Below are 14713 nucleotides of genomic sequence, written 5' to 3'. Positions count from 1 at the left end.
GCGATCACCTCGCCTTTGCGTGACGGGCCTCTAGGCGCCGAACGAGATGGCCGAGCGGGATGGTGACCAGCAGGTAGCACAGGCCCGCAACGAAGATGGGGGTGGTGTTCGCCGTCGTACTGGCCAAGTCCCGGCCGAACTTGGTGAGTTCGCGCTGCTGGAGCGTGACTCCGAGGAAGAGCACCAGCGAGGAGTCCTTGAAGAGCAGGACCAGTTCGTTGGTGAGCGGCGGCACGATGACCCGGAAGGCCTGCGGGATCACGATCGAGCGCATCGCGGTGGCGTGGGACATGCCCAGGGTGCGGGCCGCTTCCAGCTGTCCGCGCGGGACGGCCTGGATGCCGGCCCGGATCGTCTCGGCCATGTAGGCGGCGGCGACCAGGCCGAGGGCGACGGCGACCTGTCCGTACGCGCCGCCGGGGAACGAAATCCCAGGGAAGGCGAGCGGGACGCCCACGCCGACGAAGATGAAGATCAGCAGGGCGGGCAGGCCGCGGAAGAACTCGATGTACACCATAGCGATCCAGCGGTACGGCGCCACGGAGGAGAGCCGCATCAGCGCGACGACGAGCCCGAGGACGAGGCCCACGCCGAAGCCGGTGAGGGTGTACACCACGGTGTTCAGCAGGGCGACCGTGATGATGTCGGGGAAGAGCTGCTTGGCGACGGACGGGTCCAGGAACTGCTCCTGGAGGACGTTCCAGTCGGCGAGCGCGCCGACGACCACCACGATGACCGCGAAGACGCCGTACTGCACACCGCGCGAGATCCGGCGGCGGCGGCGCGGCGACATGCGCTTGCGCAGCGCCGGCTTCTCGGGGGTCAGGGTGGTCACTGGGCGTCGACACCCTTCGGCATCGGGCCGATCCACTGCTCATAGAGCTTCTTGTACGTGCCGTCCGCCTTGGCCGTCTTGATGGCCTTGTTGATCAGCTCGACGAGCTTGGCGTTGCCCTCCTTGCGGACCGCGAAGCCGTACTCCTCACCGGTGTCGAGGTTGCCGACGATCTCGTACTTCGCGGCGGTGGCGGGGTCCTTGAGCCAGTTCTGCACGACCGGGTAGTCCTGCACGATGACATCGACCTGTCCGGTGCGCAGCCCGTTGAGCTCGGCGTCGGAGCTCTCGAAGGACTGCGGGTCGGCGCCGTGCTTGTGGGCGAAGTCCTCACCGGTGGTGGAGGACTGCGAACCGAACTTCAGCTTCTGCTTGGTGATGTCCTCGACGGTCGACGCCTTGATGCCCTTGCGGGCCAGCAGGGCCTGGGTCGCCTCGAAGTAGGGGGAGGAGAAGGCGAGGTTCTGCTTGCGCTCCTCGGTGATCGTCATGCCGGCCGCGGCGACGTCACAGACGTTGGCGTTGAGGTCGGCGCCGGTCTTGATCGTCTCGAAGGACTTGTCGACGATCTCCTGCTTGACGCCGAGCTCCTTGGCGACCAGGTCGATCATCGAGACGTCGAAGCCGACGACCTTGCCGTCCTTCTCCGACTGGAAGGGCGCGTACGGGAGGTGCGTGCAGGTAGTGATCTGGCCGGCCTTGACCAGTTTTGCGCCCTTTACTGTCGCGCCGTCGTCGCTGCTGCTGCACGCACCGAGCGACAGGGCCAGCGAGGCGGCGGCACACGCCGTCGCGGTGCGGCGGAAGGGCAGGCGGCGGGACGGGCTCATCAGTTCCCCTTGGGGGCAGGAGGGTCGGACCTGCGGATCACCATTGATTCGCGATCAAGGGTCCACACACTGTCGGAGCGGCAGAAGAAAGTCCACCACTTCTTTATGTCCCCGAAACACTCGCCGCCTTCGAGGGTTTGCGCCTGCCCGACCCACGGCGCTCACGGCGCCACCGCGTAGCGCCGGAAGCCGTACGAACAGGGACCTGCCGCGGGCGGGCGCCGGCGCGACAGGCCGGATCCCCACCGGCCCGTGGAGCGGGCCGGTGGGGATCCGTATCGCGGCGGCGCCGGGCGGAGAAACGCTGCAGATACGGCAAGGAGTACACGTTCGGCCGAGGCCGCCGCTGCGAGGTGGCCGGCTCCGACAGACCCGCCGCCGCCGACGGCGGGCCGTCGGTCGGCGGCGAGTACGGGACCACGCTCCGCGACAGCCGCTACGGCAGGGACCACCAGTTCACGTACAGGTCGGAGTCATCGGTGATGACGAAGGCGTACGGCCGCTGCGGCGCGCCGGTCGTGTCCTGGACCGTCGTCACCTCGCCCGGCCGTTCGATGACCCGTCCGGGCGGGGTGCCCTGGGCCGCCCAGTTCCACTTGCTGCCGTCCCACCAGTTCACGTACAGCTTCGAGTCGTCGGCGATGACGAAGGCGTACGGGCGGGTGAAGGCGTTGGGGTCGTCCTTCATCGTGACCGTGCCGACGGAGTCGAGGATCAGGCGGCCGGGCGGGGTGCCCTGCTCGCTCCAGTTCCACTTGCTGCCGTCCCACCAGTTCACGTACAGCTTCGAGTCGTAGCCCTGGACGAAGGCGTACGGGCGGTCCGCCGCTTTCGGGTTGTCGCGGACGCTGACGACGCCGGCGCCCTTCTTGACCCGCGTGGCGGCCGGGGCGCCCTGGTCGCTCCAGTGCCACTTGGCGCCGTCCCACCAGTTCACCCAGAGAGCGGAGTCGTCCGTGATGACGAAGGCGTACGGGCGGTCGGCGGCGTTCGGATTGTCGCGGAGGTTGGTGACGCCGAGAGGGCGCGAAATGGTGCGGCCCGGCGGGGTGCCCTGGTCGCTCCAGTGCCACTTGCTGCCATCCCACCAGTTGACCTGGAGGTGGTAGTCGTCGGTGATGACGAACGCGTACGGGCGCTGCGCGGCCTGCGGACTGTCCTGCATGGTGAGGACGCCTACGCCCTCGCGGACCCGGCGACCGGCCGGCGCCTCCTGGTCGTTCCACTTCCACTGCTTGCCGTCCCACCAGTTGACGTGCAGCTTCGAGTCGTCGGTGATGACGAAGGCGTAGGGGCGCTGCGCGGCCTGCGGACTGTCCTGCACCGTCACTGCGCCGACGGACTCCAGGATGGTGCGGCCGGACGGGGTGCCCTGGTCGTTCCAGTGCCAGCTCTTGCCGTCCCACCAGTTGACGTGCAGTCGCGAGTCGTAGCCGCGCACGAAGACGTACGGGCGCTGTGCGGCCTGCGGGTCGTCCTTCATCGTGACGATGCCTGCCGTGCCTCGGACGCCTACTGCCGTGGTGGGCCTCTGTTGGCCGTTCCACTTCCATGAACCCATGTCGTTCCATCTCTGAGTGAAGAGCTGGAAGAGCGTTGGACAAGCTGAGCGGGCTCACCATGGCATCGGCGCCACCATCTGTCATCGCCGCAGGGCGGAGGGTGACGGTCCGCAGGGGGTTTCAGGACACCACCCCTCCCCGCCGAAACGTGTGAGGTTAGGCTAACCTACCCTCGGACTTGCCCCCCGTGGTGGACCTCGCCGCACATACGAAAGCAGACAGCACCATGCCTCAGGCCCGAGCTTCCCGACTCCCCCGCCTCTCCCGCCGCGGCCTCCTCGCCGCGGGCGGCGCCATCGGCATCGGCGCCGCGCTGACCGCCTGTGGTGAGACTTCGGCGAAGAGCGGCGAGGCCGAGGGCACGAGCGCCAAGAAGTCGGGCCCCTGGTCCTTCAAGGACGACCGTGGCAAGACGGTCGAGCTCAAGAACACCCCGAAGAGCATCGTCGCCTTCACCGGCACGGCCGCCGCCCTCCACGACTACGGCGTCGAGGTCAAGGGCGTCTTCGGCCCGACCCGGACCAAGGACGGCAAGGCCGACATACAGGCCGGCGACCTCGACATCTCCAAGGTCGAGATCCTCGGCAACACCTACGGCGCGTTCAACGTCGAGAAGTACGCCGCGCTCAACCCCGATCTGCTGGTCAGCGCGATGTGGGAGAAGGACGTGCTCTGGTACGTCCCCGAGCAGTCCGCGAAGAAGATCTACGCGGTGGCTCCGAGCGTCGCCCTGTGGGTCTCCCAGACGAACATGCCCAAGGCGATCCAGCGCCACGCGGACCTCGCCGAGTCCCTCGGCGCGGACCTGAAGGCCAAGAAGGTCACCGACGCCAAGGCCCGCTTCGAGAAGGCCGCCGCGCGACTGCGGCAGGCCGCCAAGTCCCGGCCCGAGATCACCGTCATGGTCGGCTCGGCCAGCCAGGACCTCTTCTACGTCTCCCTCGCGAAGACGTCCGCCGACACGCTCTACTTCGAGGAGCTGGGCGTGAAGTTCGTCAAGCCGAAGGTGGACGCGGCGGGCTTCTTCGAGGGGCTCAGCTGGGAGAACCTCGGCAAGTACAAGGCCGACATCATCATGATGGACAACCGCACTTCGGCCCTGCAGCCCGCCGCCCTCAAGGACAAGCCGACCTGGACCGGGCTGCCCGCCGTCAAGGCCGGACAGGTCATTCCGCGCACCACGGAGCCGATCTTCTCGTACGACAAGTGCGCCGTGATCCTTGAGGACCTCGCCAAGGCCGTCGAGACGGCCAAGAAGACGGGCTGACCCCGCCGCACGCGCTGGAAGCCATCAGCGCGGTGCCCGCCGCCGAAGCGCCTGGTGGGCTGCCCGAGGGGACGCCGTACACCTGGATCGCCGGTGAGGCCTCCTGCGTACGGGCGCTGGGCCGCCAGCTCGTGAGGGAGCGCCAAATCGACCGCGGGCGCGTCACGTTCGTCGGGTACTGGCGGCGTGGGCTCAGCGAGGGGCAACTGAGGGAAGAGGCAGAGGAAGCGTAGGGAGCCGGAGACCTGTTCGCGTTGGGTGAGGCCGTAGTGGCCGGGGCGAAGGCCGGTGGGCACCAGAATTTGAAGTTCGCCCTGCCCGATTCCGAGCCGACGTCCACGGACCTCGTGGCCGTCCTGGACCTGATCGCCGGCCATGCCGAGCAGTACCCGGGAGACTCTCTTGACAACGCCTGCTGACGCGCCCCTCGACGGACACGGCCACCCCGGCCACCCCGGGCAACACGAGGGCGCCTTCACGGGGTCGAAGCCCCGCTTCGGCCCGTCCGCCGTCGCAGGTGGCACCCAAGGCCCCGCGATTCTGAGTGAGTTGACCGGCATCGTGATCGACGCGCTGGCCGAGGGCGCCGCGGATCGGGGCGGGCCGCTGCCGGCCGGCGGGCCCGACACCGTCGCCGCGCAGGTACGGGCCCTCTGCTCGCCCGCGCTGCCCACGCGAGGCACCGGGGCCGAGGACGCGCTCCGTACCCTCGTCAGGGCCGTGACCAAGGGCGCCGCCGATCCCGCCGACCCGTACTGCGTAGCGCATCTGCACTGCCCGCCGCTGGCGGTCGCCGCCGCCGCCGACCTGGCCGCGTCCGCGCTCAACCCGTCCATGGACTCCTGGGACCAGGCGCCCGCCGCCGGCGTCATCGAGAACGAGGTCACCGGCGCGCTCGCCGCGCTCGTCTACCCGGGGCAACCGCGGCCCGACGCCCTGATCACCAGCGGCGGCACCGAGTCCAACCTGGTGGCGCTGCTGCTGGCCAGGGAGCGGGCGCGGGCCGCCGGAGAGCGCACGGTGCAGGTGGTGTGCGGCACCAACGCCCACCACAGCGTGCAGCGGGCCGCCTGGATGCTGGGGCTGCCGACCCCCGCCACCGTCGAGTGCCGGGGCGGACGCATCGTGCCCGAGGCACTGGACCCGGTGCTCGCGGAGTACGAGGGGATGCCGATGCTGGTGGTGGCCACCGCGGGCACCACCGACGAGGGGCTGATCGACCCGCTGCCCGAGATCGCGAGGATCACGGCCGCGCACGGCGCCGAGCTGCATGTGGACGCCGCGTACGGCGGACCGCTGCTGTTCAGCGACCGGCTCGCGCCGCTTCTGGCGGGTATCGAGTCCGCGGTCTCCGTCACCTTCGACCTGCACAAGCTGGGCTGGCAGCCAGTCGCGGCCGGGCTGCTCGCCGTCAGCGACACGCGCACCCTGGACCATCTCGCCTTCCAGGCCGACTACTTGAACGCCGACGACGACACCGAGGCAGGGCTCCCCGACCTCCTCGGCCGCTCCATCCGCACCTCACGGCGCCCCGACGCCCTGAAGATCGCGGTGACCCTGCGGGCCCTGGGCCGCGAGGGGTTGGGCGCCCTGGTCGAGCACTGCGTCGACACGGCACAAGGGTTCGCCTCGGCGGTCGCCGCACAGCCCGGACTGCGGTTGCGCCCCGGCGCGCCGGGCATCAGCACCGTGCTGTTCCGCCCGGTCGCCGCCGACCGGCTGCCGGCCGCCGCGGGCGACGAACTCGTCGCGGCGATCCGGCGCAGGCTCCTCGAAGAGGGGCGCGCGGTCGTCGGCCGCGCGGTGGCCGAGGACGGCGACGGGCAACGGAAGTTGTGGCTGAAGGCCACGCTGCTGCACCCGGAGTTCCACCCCGCGGACCTCACCGGGCTGCTCCAACTGGTCTCCGACTGCGCGGCGGACCGCGCGCACTCCCCCCACCTCCCTGGAGCGACCGGATGAACGCCCCAATCGCCGAAGAAGAGATTCTCGACCTGCTCGGTGTGGGCATCGGGCCCTTCAACCTCTCGCTGGCCGCGCTCGCCGACGGCGTACCGGAGCTGAGCACCGCGTTCCTGGAGCAGAGCACCGCGTTCCAGTGGCACCCGGGACTGCTCATCGACGGCGCCACCCTCCAAGTCCCGTTCCTGGCCGACCTGGTGAGCCTGGTCGACCCGACCAGCAAGTGGTCGTTCCTGAACTACATCCGGATCAGGGAGCGGCTCTTCCCCTTCTACTTCGCCGAGCGCTTCCATCTGGACCGGGCGGAGTACGACGCGTACTGCCGCTGGGTCAGTGAGCAGCTGCCGTCCTGCCGCTTCGGCCACCAGGTGGACACGGTGCGCTGGGACGCCGAACGCGGGGCGTTCGAGGTGGACTTCACCCGGATCGATCCGGACGGTGGCGCGGAGGGCTGCGGCCGCTATCTCGCGCGCAATCTGGTGCTCGGCGTCGGTACGGCGCCGAAGATCCCCGAACCGCTGCGAGATCTCACGTACGACTCGTCGGCGCCGGTCTGGCACTCCGCCGAATACCTGGACCGGCGCGCGCAGTTGCTGGCCGCCGACCATGTCACGGTGATCGGCTCCGGGCAGTCGGGCGCCGAGGTCTTCCTCGATCTGCTGCGCCACCGGCCCGAGGGCGGCGAGGGGTTGACCTGGCTGACGCGCACCCCGGCGTTCGCGCCGATGGAGTACAGCAAGCTGGGCCTGGAGCAGTTCACGCCCGACTACACGCGGTACTTCCACCGCCTGTCCGAGCCGGTGCGCGACCGGCTGCTGCCGCAGCAGTGGCAGTTGTACAAGGGGGTCAGCGGCGACACGCTCGGCGAGATCCACGACGAGCTGTACCGGCGCACGCTGGGCGGCCGGTGGCCGGACGCCGCGCTCACGCCCGGGGTGGCCGTGCGCTCCGCGCGGCGCGGAGCCGACGGCCGGATCGAGCTGAGCGTGACCCATGCACAGCAGGAGGCGGAGGCGCGGCTGATGACGGACGCGGTGGTGCTGGCCACCGGTTACGCGGAGCGGCCGATGGAAGGGGTGATCGAGCCGCTACTGCCGTACCTGTCCCGTGACGGGGCGGGGCGGCCCGACATCGACGCGGACCACCGGCTCGTTCTTGACGAGAAGGTGGGCGGGTCGGTGTTCGTGCAAAACGCGGAGCGGCACACCCATGGGGTCGGCGCCCCGGACCTGGGGCTGGCCGCCTGGCGCTCAGCCGTTGTCCTCAACGCCCTGACCGGGGGCGACGCTTACCCCCTCCCTTCGCGTACCGCCTTCACCACCTTCGGCCTGGGCGGCGCCACCGCGACGTCCGCCGCTTCGACCGCCCGGCGTGTGGCGGACCGAGCCTCACAGGCGGACCGGCCGTCACAGACGGACCGGGCGTCACAGGGCGAGGGTCTGCACACCAGGCCGTCACAGGGCGAGGGTCTGCACATCAGGTAGGGCTTGTCAGAATCATCACCCGGCTTTCCGTCAGAAAGGGATCCGTCATGAGCCCGCCGCTGAACCACCGCCATTCGACTGTTCCGCGGCCCATGGGCCGGCCGGCCGCGGACTCCGTCGCCGATGCCGCCGCCACCGAGTGCCTGTTGCGCTGCTGGGTGCGCGAGACCGGCGTGCCGCGGCCCGCCGGTGGTGTCCTGAGGCTGGACCTGCCCGCAACCGGCACCGCCGTCGAAGTCCCGGTCGCGTACTGGTCGGCCGTCGGCTGGCACCGCTTCGGCCCGGCCCGTATCGCCGGAGTCGGTACGCCGCTCGCCGCCCCCGCGCTCGCCGCGCTCATCGCCGTCGAGACGGCGGCCGCCGACCCCGCCGCCGTCGCGGATCTGACCGGCCGCGTCAGCGACTCCACGCGCCGCGTCGCCGATTTCGTGGCGGCCCGCGCCGCCGCCCCGCAGGACCCCGAGGGCACCACCCCCTTCCTGGCCGGCGAGCAGTCGCTGATCTGCGGCCACCCGCTGCACCCGACGCCCAAGAGTCGCGAGGGCATCACGGATGCCGAACTGCGTTCGTACTCGCCCGAGTTGCGCGGTTCCTTCCCGCTGCACTGGTTCGCCGCCGACCCGTCCGTTGTCAGCGCCGACTCGGCCCTCGGCCGCAGCGCGCAGGACCTGATGGCCGAGCTCGCCGGGGAACTGTCCGCGCCCGAAGGCACCGTCCTGGTGCCCGCCCACCCCTGGCAGGCCAAGGACGCCCTCAGCCGCCCCGGTGTGCGGGCGCTGCTCGACGCGGGGCTGCTGCACGACCTCGGCCCGGCGGGGCCCTGCTGGTCGCCGACCTCCTCGGTGCGGACCGTGTACCGGGCCGACGCACCGGTGATGCTGAAGTTCTCGCTGGGCCTGCGCATCACCAACTCCCGCCGCGAGAACATGCGGATCGAGCTGAAGCGCGGCACCGCGATCGACCGGTTGCTCACCGCGGGCCTCGGCGAGGCGCTGCGCGCCGCACACCCGGGCTTCGACATCGTGCGCGACCCCGCCTGGATCGCGGTGGACGCCGCGGACGGATCACCCACCGGCCTGGATGTCGTCGTACGCGACAACCCGTTCCCCGGCGGCGATGACGGCGTACGCGCCTTCTGCGTGGCGGGACTTGTCTCGGTACGCCCCGATCTCCCGTCGGGCCGCTCCCAGTTGGCGGACCTTGTGCACTCCATCGCCGGGAGCACCGGACGCCGGGTCGCCGAGGTGGCCGAGGACTGGTTCGACCGCTACCTGGAGGCGGTCGTCACGCCGGTGCTGTGGCTGTACGCCACGTACGGCCTGGGCCTGGAGGCGCACCAGCAGAACTCCCTGGTCGTGCTCGACGACGAGGGCATGCCGGCGGGCGGCCGCTACCGCGACAACCAGGGCTACTACTTCTCGCCCACCCGCTCCGCCGCGCTCTACCCCTGGGTCCCCGACGTGGGCCGCGATCTGGGCACGTATGTCGCCGACGAGGTCATCGACGAGCGGCTCATCTACTACGTCGGCATCAACAACCTGCTCGGCCTCGTCGGCGCCCTGGGGTCCGAGGGCCTCGCCGACGAGCGGGCCCTGCTGCGGCGCGCCGCAGCGACGCTCGACAAACTCGCCGCGGAGCACGGCGACCGGCTCGGCCTCGCCACCGCCCTGCGCACCTCGCCCACCCTGAGCTGCAAGGCGAATCTACTGACGCGGGTGCGGGGCCTGGACGAGCTGACGGGCCCGTTGGAGTCCCAGTCGGTCTACATCGACATCGTCAACCCCCTTGCGGAGGTACACCAGTGACCACTACTCAGAGCCTCCCGATCACCCTGGCCGACCTGGAGGACGGGATTTTCACCCTGCGGGCCGTCGATCCCGAAGCCGACCTGGCGACGGTGCACGCCTGGATGAACGACCCGCAGGTCGCCCGTTTCTGGGAGACGGCCGAGCCGGCGGAGAAGATCGGGGAGTATCTGCGCGGGCAGCTCGCCAGCAGCTACTCCACGCCGTACATCGGCTGCCTCGACGGCACACCGATGAGCTACTGGGAGCTGTACCGCGCGGATCTCGACCCCCTGCTCGCGGGCCGCTACGACGCCGTGCCGCACGACGCGGGCGTGCATCTGCTGCTCGGCCCGTCCGATGTCCGGGGCCGTGGGCTCGGCGCCGACCTGCTGCGGGCGGTGTCCGGCTGGCAGTTGACGAGCCTGCCGGACGCGCAGCGGGTGGTGGCCGAGCCGGACGTACGCAATGTGCGCTCGGTGCGGGTCTTCGAAAGGGCCGGTTTCCGTAAGGTGCGGGAGCTGGAACTGGCCGACAAGCGGGCCGCGCTCATGGTCCGCGAGCGCACCGCGTGACGGGTGGGGGCGGCGGCAGGCCGGGAAACATGGCCCGCCGCCGCCCTCACCTCACCGCGCGGCCCAGGGCACCTGCGACGAACGGTAGAAGTCGATGCCGAGCGCGGCCATCCGAGGCCCCTGCGCCCCCAGCCGCACCTTGTACGTGTCCCAGTCGTGCGTCGACGCGGGCGACCAGCCGAGCTCGGCAATGCCGGGCAGCCGCGGGAACGCCATGAACTCGATGTGGTCGTTGGTCGAGATGGTCTCCGACCACAGCGGCGCCTCGACCCCGAGGACGGATCCGTCGGGAACACCCGGGAGATACGTCTGCGGGTTCCAGTCGTAGGACCGCTGCACCTCGACGAAGCCCGCCCAACTCAGGCCCAGCGGCGTGTCCTTGTTGTACTTCATGTCGAGGTACGCCCGGTCGGCCGGCGAGAGGACCAGCTTGGTGCCCTTCTTCGCCGCGTCGACGACCTTCGCCTTCTCCGCCGCCGAGGTCGCGTCGTAACCCCAGTACTGGGCGACGGCGTCCTTGACCGGCCTGGCGCCGGCCAGCTGGTGCCAGCCCATGACCTTCTTGCCGTACTTGCCGACGACGGCCTGTGCCTTGTCCATGAAGGTCACATAGTCGTCGTGGCTGGTGGAGTGTGCCTCGTCGCCCCCGATGTGGATGTACTTGCCCGGCGTCAGCGCGGCGAGCTCGCGCACCACGTCGTCCAGGAACCTGTACGTGACGGCCTTCGCCGCGCAGAGCGAGCTGAAGCCCACTTCCGTACCCGTGTAGAGCGGCGGCGCGATCCCGTCGCAGTTCAGCTCGGCGTAGGAGGCGAGCGCGGCGTTCGTGTGGCCCGGCAGGTCGATCTCGGGGACGACCTCCAGGTAGCGCGATGACGCGTACCGCACGATCTCCTTGTAGTCGGCCTTCGAGTAGTAGCCGCCGGGGCCGCCACCGACCTGCGTCGAGCCGCCGTACGTCGCGAGCCGGGGCCAGGAGTCGATGGCGATCCGCCAGCCCTGGTCGTCGGAGAGATGCAGATGCAGCTTGTTGATCTTGTAGAGGGCCATCTGGTCGATGTAGCGCTTGACCTGCTCCACCGTGAAGAAGTGCCGCGAGACGTCGAGCATCGCACCCCGGTAGCCGTAGCGCGGTACGTCCTTGATGGTGCCGCCGACCACCTTCCACGGCCCCTGCTGCCTGGTGTCCTTCTCGACCGCCGCGGGCAGCAGCTGACGGAGCGTCTGAACACCGTGGAAGAGCCCTGCGGCCTTGCCCGCGGTGATGGTGACCCCGTACCGCCCGGACGACAGCCGGTAGCCCTCCGCGCCCAACGAGCGGTCGGAGCTCAGCCGGAGGCGGATGCCGTCCTTGGCGTCCCGGTTGGTGACGGGCAGCGCGTATCCGGTGGACGGACGCAGGACGTCCGCCAGATAGGAGCCGATCCGGTGCACCTCGTGAGAGTCGTCGTCGACCCTGATCCGAGTCTTGTCCGAGAGGGCATACGAAGGCCCGCCCTCGGAAACGGAGGCGGGCGCGGGGACCACTTGGCCCAACGGTCTTGGCTTGGCCGCTGGTTGGGCGTTGGCTGGGGCGGCCGCGATGCTCGTGGCGCCGGCCGCGACAACGAGCAGCAGCGGGGCAAGCATGCGGGAAATCGATCTGCGGTGTCTCACAAGCGGTCCCTTCAAGGGGGCTGCGCAACTGTGGCGTGATACAGGCGAACGGTCACCATGGGTACCGTGCGCCCCACTTCGGGTCAAGGGTGTAGACCACTTCTCGCCCCCAGGAGGGAGGATCCCCGGTCTCCGGCGCGAGAATCCCCGCATGGCGGAAATGTGTCGGGCGGCGACGGGGACGGCACGGCCTCCTTCGACGGGGACGGCGTCCGGCTCACCCTGACGAAGGCCGGCCCCGCGCCGCGGGCCGCCGGGGACGATCATGACGCGCTGCTGCGCAGGCTGCGTGAGCTCGGGGAGCTGCATCAGGCCGGGTCCTCACGGATGACGACTTCAGCACCGCCAAACAGGCCGTCCCGAAGCGTCTCTGAGCCAGTAAGGTGGCTTCTCTGAGCCAGTACGGCATAATCCTGCCCGATTGCGGGCAGGATTCTTGCTAAAGCCGCATCAAAACAGCAGTATCGATGGGTGCTCGAACGCCGACCGTCCAGCTCGTCGCACGACGACCTCATCGATCACCTGGTACGCAGCACCGCGCTCCCGCGCGGTGAGGCCGCCCGGGTGGTGCTGGACGTGCTGGCGTACTTCGACGAGACGACCGAGGATTTCGTCCGCCGCCGCCACCGCGAACTGCAGTCCGGCGGCCTGGTGAACACCGAGATCTTCGAGCGGATCGCGGCCGAGCTGCCGCACCGCGCGGTGGCGCCGCCGGAGCTCTCGCTCCGGCAGCTTCGCCGCCTCGTCTACGGCTGAGCCACGGCCGCGCGACCGCCAGGCGAGGGCCAGGCACCCACCGGCAAACACGGAGGCAATACTTTATGTGCGGAATCGTCGGTTACATCGGCAAGCGTGACGTCGCCCCTCTGCTGCTCGAAGGCCTGCAGCGGCTGGAGTACCGGGGTTACGACTCCGCGGGCATCGTGATCACCAGCCCCAAGGCCGCCGGCCTGCGAATGGTCAAGGCCAAGGGCCGCGTCCGCGAGCTGGAGGCCCGCGTCCCCAAGCGCTTCGCCGGCACCACCGGCATCGCGCACACCCGCTGGGCCACCCACGGCGTCCCGAGCGACGAGAACGCGCACCCGCACCTGGACACCGAGGGCAAGGTCGCCGTCGTACACAACGGCATCATCGACAACGCCACCGAGCTGCGCGCCAAGCTGATCGCCGACGGCATCGAGTTCCTCTCCGAGACCGACACCGAGGTCCTCGTCCACCTCGTCGCGCGCTCCGAGGCCGAAACGCTGGAGGAGAAGGTCCGCGAGGCGCTGCGGCACGTCGAGGGCACGTACGGTCTCGCCGTCATGCACGCCGATTTCTCCGACCGCATCGTCGTCGCGCGCAACGGTTCGCCGGTCGTTCTCGGAATTGGCGAGAAGGAAATGTTTATCGCCTCCGACATCGCGGCGCTCGTTTCCCACACCCGCCAGATCGTCACCCTTGAGGATGGCGAAATGGCGACCCTCAAGGCCGACGACTTCCGTACGTACACGACCGAGGGTTCGCGCACGACGGCCACGCCGACCACCGTGGAGTGGGAGGCCGAGTCGTACGACATGGGCGGCCACGACACGTATATGCACAAGGAGATCTCCGAGCAGGCCGAGGCGGTGGACCGCGTGCTGCGCGGCCGCATCGACGACCGCTTCTCCACCGTGCACCTGGGCGGCCTGAACCTCGACGCCCGCGAGGCACGCGGCATCCGCCGGGTGAAGATCCTCGGCTGCGGCACCTCGTACCACGCGGGCATGATCGGCGCCCAGCTGATCGAGGAGCTGGCGCGCATCCCCGCCGACGCCGAGCCCGCCTCCGAGTTCCGCTACCGCAACCCGGTCGTGGACCCCGACACGCTCTATGTCGCGGTCTCCCAGTCCGGTGAGACGTACGACGTGCTGGCCGCCGTGCAGGAGCTCAAGCGCAAGGGCGCCCGCGTCCTCGGCGTGGTCAACGTCGTCGGCTCCGCCATCGCCCGGGAGGCCGACGGCGGCATGTATGTGCACGCGGGACCCGAGGTCTGCGTCGTCTCCACCAAGTGCTTCACCAATACGGTGGTCGCCTTCGCGCTGCTCGCCCTGCACCTGGGCCGCATCCGCGACCTGTCCGTCGCGGACGGCAAGCGGCTCATCGCGGGCCTGCGCAAGCTGCCCGGCCAGATCGCCGAGATCCTGGAGGGCGAGGCCGAGATCAGGAAGCTCGCCGAGGAGTACGCGGGCGCCCAGTCGATGATGTTCATCGGCCGGGTCCGCGGCTATCCGGTGGCGCTGGAGGCCTCCCTCAAGCTGAAGGAGATCTCCTACATCCACGCCGAGGCGTACCCGGCATCGGAGCTCAAGCACGGCCCGCTCGCGCTGATCGAGCCCGCGCTGCCGACGGTCGCGATCGTCCCCGACGACGATCTGCTGGAGAAGAACCGGGCGGCACTGGAGGAGATCAAGGCGCGCAGCGGCCGGATCCTGGCGGTCGCGCACCGCGAGCAGGAGAAGGCCGACCACACCATTGTGGTGCCGAAGAACGAGACCGAGCTGGACCCGATCCTGCTGGGTATCCCGCTCCAACTGTTCGCGTACCACACGGCTTTGGCCATGGGCCGGGACATCGACAAGCCCCGTAACCTCGCCAAGTCCGTAACGGTCGAATAGTCGTAGGGCGGTTACCGCAACCGCACGCAAGGGCGGTCTCCGTGCGCGCCACCATGCGCACGGGGACCGCCCTTTCGCATACCGGCATGCCCAACGCCGGCGTGTGGTCCGGGCTCAGC

At 69.9% G+C, this 14713-nt stretch carries 11 protein-coding genes and 3 pseudogenes; 10 read left to right on the top strand and 4 right to left on the bottom strand.

Translation table 11 applies throughout. The features are described 5' to 3' along the window. Nucleotides 1–4: 4 nt before the first annotated feature. The 3 genes from ABCR94_RS06475 to ABCR94_RS06465 all read right to left on the bottom strand — a co-directional run bounded on the left by ABCR94_RS06475 (nt 5) and on the right by ABCR94_RS06465 (nt 3226). Nucleotides 5–793, bottom strand: coding sequence for an amino acid ABC transporter permease (locus ABCR94_RS06475; protein WP_347118484.1), 789 nt, complete (start codon nt 791–793; stop codon nt 5–7). A gap of 38 nt (nt 794–831) precedes the next feature. Next, the gene (locus ABCR94_RS06470; protein ID WP_347118065.1) at nt 832–1665 is read right to left on the bottom strand and encodes a transporter substrate-binding domain-containing protein; all 834 of its coding nucleotides are present in this window, start codon (nt 1663–1665) and stop codon (nt 832–834) included. Nucleotides 1666–2101: 436 nt separating this feature from the next. Beyond that, nucleotides 2102–3226: a PLL family lectin gene (locus ABCR94_RS06465; protein WP_347118064.1), complete on the bottom strand. Its 1125-nt coding sequence runs from the start codon at nt 3224–3226 to the stop codon at nt 2102–2104. Between the two features lie 227 nt (nt 3227–3453). Between ABCR94_RS06465 and ABCR94_RS06460 the strand changes: the two genes are divergently transcribed. From ABCR94_RS06460 to ABCR94_RS06430, 7 genes and pseudogenes are all read left to right on the top strand, one after another. After that, complete coding sequence (locus tag ABCR94_RS06460) at nt 3454–4494, top strand: ABC transporter substrate-binding protein (protein WP_347118063.1); 1041 nt, start codon at nt 3454–3456, stop codon at nt 4492–4494. An 11-nt stretch (nt 4495–4505) separates the two neighbouring features. Further along, nucleotides 4506–4727, top strand: a pseudogene (locus tag ABCR94_RS06455) (SIP domain-containing protein); the annotation flags it as partial. A gap of 12 nt (nt 4728–4739) precedes the next feature. Continuing rightward, nucleotides 4740–4913 (top strand): annotated as a pseudogene (locus tag ABCR94_RS06450) (pyridoxal-dependent decarboxylase); the annotation flags it as partial. Between the two features lie 118 nt (nt 4914–5031). Further along, a complete protein-coding gene (locus tag ABCR94_RS06445; protein ID WP_347118483.1) occupies nt 5032–6456 on the top strand; it encodes a pyridoxal phosphate-dependent decarboxylase family protein in 1425 nt (474 codons plus the stop codon). Further along, nucleotides 6453–7940 (top strand): lysine N(6)-hydroxylase/L-ornithine N(5)-oxygenase family protein, encoded by a 1488-nt coding sequence (locus ABCR94_RS06440; protein WP_347118062.1) that lies wholly within the window; start codon nt 6453–6455, stop codon nt 7938–7940. The genes ABCR94_RS06445 and ABCR94_RS06440 overlap by 4 nt, the downstream gene beginning before the upstream one ends. Before the next feature lie 47 nt (nt 7941–7987). Beyond that, complete coding sequence (locus tag ABCR94_RS06435; RefSeq protein WP_347118061.1) at nt 7988–9745, top strand: IucA/IucC family protein; 1758 nt, start codon at nt 7988–7990, stop codon at nt 9743–9745. Continuing rightward, on the top strand, nt 9742–10299 hold the full coding sequence (locus ABCR94_RS06430; RefSeq protein WP_347118060.1) for a GNAT family N-acetyltransferase: 558 nt from the start codon (nt 9742–9744) through the stop codon (nt 10297–10299). Before ABCR94_RS06435 ends, ABCR94_RS06430 begins: the two co-directional genes overlap by 4 nt. Nucleotides 10300–10350: 51 nt before the next feature. On the opposite strand, the gene ABCR94_RS06425 is transcribed toward ABCR94_RS06430, so the two are convergent. Then, a complete protein-coding gene (locus tag ABCR94_RS06425; RefSeq protein WP_347118059.1) occupies nt 10351–11928 on the bottom strand; it encodes a beta-N-acetylhexosaminidase in 1578 nt (525 codons plus the stop codon). A 261-nt stretch (nt 11929–12189) separates the two neighbouring features. Here ABCR94_RS06425 and ABCR94_RS06420 point away from each other — a divergent pair. From ABCR94_RS06420 to glmS, 3 genes and pseudogenes are all read left to right on the top strand, one after another. After that, a pseudogene (locus tag ABCR94_RS06420) lies at nt 12190–12329 on the top strand (DUF4429 domain-containing protein); the annotation flags it as partial. A 97-nt stretch (nt 12330–12426) separates the two neighbouring features. Then, a complete protein-coding gene (locus ABCR94_RS06415; protein ID WP_347118058.1) occupies nt 12427–12711 on the top strand; it encodes a hypothetical protein in 285 nt (94 codons plus the stop codon). Nucleotides 12712–12776: 65 nt separating this feature from the next. Continuing rightward, nucleotides 12777–14594 carry a glutamine--fructose-6-phosphate transaminase (isomerizing) gene (gene glmS, locus ABCR94_RS06410; RefSeq protein ID WP_347118057.1) on the top strand — a complete coding sequence of 606 codons (1818 nt, stop codon included), beginning with the start codon at nt 12777–12779 and terminating at the stop codon, nt 14592–14594. The last annotated feature ends 119 nt before the right edge of the window (nt 14595–14713 follow it).

Origin of the sequence: Streptomyces changchenzhani, assembly GCF_039766235.1 — a bacterium.
GTDB lineage: Bacteria > Actinomycetota > Actinomycetes > Streptomycetales > Streptomycetaceae > Streptomyces.
Note: the sequence above shows the minus strand (reverse complement) of the source record. Positions and strands in the feature narration are given on the sequence as shown.

What these genes read in the sequence shown, in the direction of transcription:
- ABCR94_RS06475 (WP_347118484.1), bottom strand. Translation starts at nt 793, where the DNA reads ATGTCGCCGCGCCGCCGCCGCCGGATCTCGCGCGGTGTGCAGTACGGC.
- ABCR94_RS06470 (WP_347118065.1), bottom strand. Translation starts at nt 1,665, where the DNA reads ATGAGCCCGTCCCGCCGCCTGCCCTTCCGCCGCACCGCGACGGCGTGT.
- ABCR94_RS06465 (WP_347118064.1), bottom strand. Translation starts at nt 3,226, where the DNA reads ATGGGTTCATGGAAGTGGAACGGCCAACAGAGGCCCACCACGGCAGTA.
- ABCR94_RS06460 (WP_347118063.1), top strand. Translation starts at nt 3,454, where the DNA reads ATGCCTCAGGCCCGAGCTTCCCGACTCCCCCGCCTCTCCCGCCGCGGC.
- ABCR94_RS06440 (WP_347118062.1), top strand. Translation starts at nt 6,453, where the DNA reads ATGAACGCCCCAATCGCCGAAGAAGAGATTCTCGACCTGCTCGGTGTG.
- ABCR94_RS06435 (WP_347118061.1), top strand. Translation starts at nt 7,988, where the DNA reads ATGAGCCCGCCGCTGAACCACCGCCATTCGACTGTTCCGCGGCCCATG.
- ABCR94_RS06425 (WP_347118059.1), bottom strand. Translation starts at nt 11,928, where the DNA reads ATGCTTGCCCCGCTGCTGCTCGTTGTCGCGGCCGGCGCCACGAGCATC.
- glmS (WP_347118057.1), top strand. Translation starts at nt 12,777, where the DNA reads ATGTGCGGAATCGTCGGTTACATCGGCAAGCGTGACGTCGCCCCTCTG.